Consider the following 985-nt stretch of genomic DNA (forward strand, 5'->3'; position numbering starts at 1 on the left):
CCTGGAGGTCGATGGCCTGACCTATGACGTTTCCTTTGTCTTCGGGCCCTACAACACGGTCTTTGCCTCTGACGCCCCGACCTTCCTCGGCGACGAGGCGGCTGCGAATGAGGCGGCGGACGCCCTGCTGGCGGTTCTGGGGGCGCCTCCCACCGTCGTCATCGGCGACCCGTCGAGCTGCTGCGGGGTTCTTTGGGTGGCGTTCGCTGACCAGTTCCAAGGCAATATTGGCCAATACCAGGCAACGCAGACGGGCTATCAGGATGGCACCGGCGCCACCTGGCAGCGTTTTGGGTCGTTCGTGGACTCGAAGACGGCCAACCGCACCGAGAACAATTGGGCCTTTGCCGTGTTCACCCCGAACACCGTGCCTGAGCCGGGCTCGCTGGCCCTTGTTGGCTTGGCAATCGCGGGTCTCGGCGTCGCGCGCCGCCGCGCTTCCTGATCGGCTAAGGATGGCGCCACGCCGCGCCAACATCCCGCACCCCCATTGCTGCTGTAACCGCCGTGATCCCTGTCACGGCGGTTGCAACCGTTTCCATGTCCCCGTGGAATTTGGCGCGCAAAGCAGCCGCTGCTCCTGCTTCAAAAGGCAGCCTACCGCCCGAGAATGACGCCCAGAGGCACTCGCAGGCAACGAGCGGGTCGATCGACTGAGCGGCAATCCTTGGTATTCGGGGCCGACCCGATTCCCAGACGCTGTCAGCCAAGGCCTACTTGCATGCGTTTGGAGCCCGTTGCGAAGCGAAAGAGCCGGTGGCAAGCCCTGAGGTGACGGCCCGTCAATACGGGACAAGAGTTCACTTGAGGTATTTCACTTAAGTTCTTATCTTGTCGGTACTTTTGGCGTCACGTACACTGCCGCCTGCGTTGGGGACCTCCGTTGAAGACATTTGCCGCCGCTTTCCTGAGCCTCACCTTCCTGGCCGCGCTGCCTGGCGCCGCCACGGCAGCCGCCGACACGACCCAATCCAGGGCCATCCGC

The 985-nt window shown here is 63.6% G+C and carries 1 protein-coding gene; it reads left to right on the plus strand.

Annotation, left to right across the window (positions count from 1 at the left end; genetic code table 11):
* A partial coding sequence (locus ACXJKR_RS33455) for a PEP-CTERM sorting domain-containing protein (RefSeq protein WP_457326526.1) occupies nt 1-445 on the plus strand: 445 nt, incomplete at its 5' end.
* Nucleotides 446-985 lie beyond the last annotated feature (540 nt).

The organism is Roseateles sp. P5_E11 (assembly GCF_054049355.1).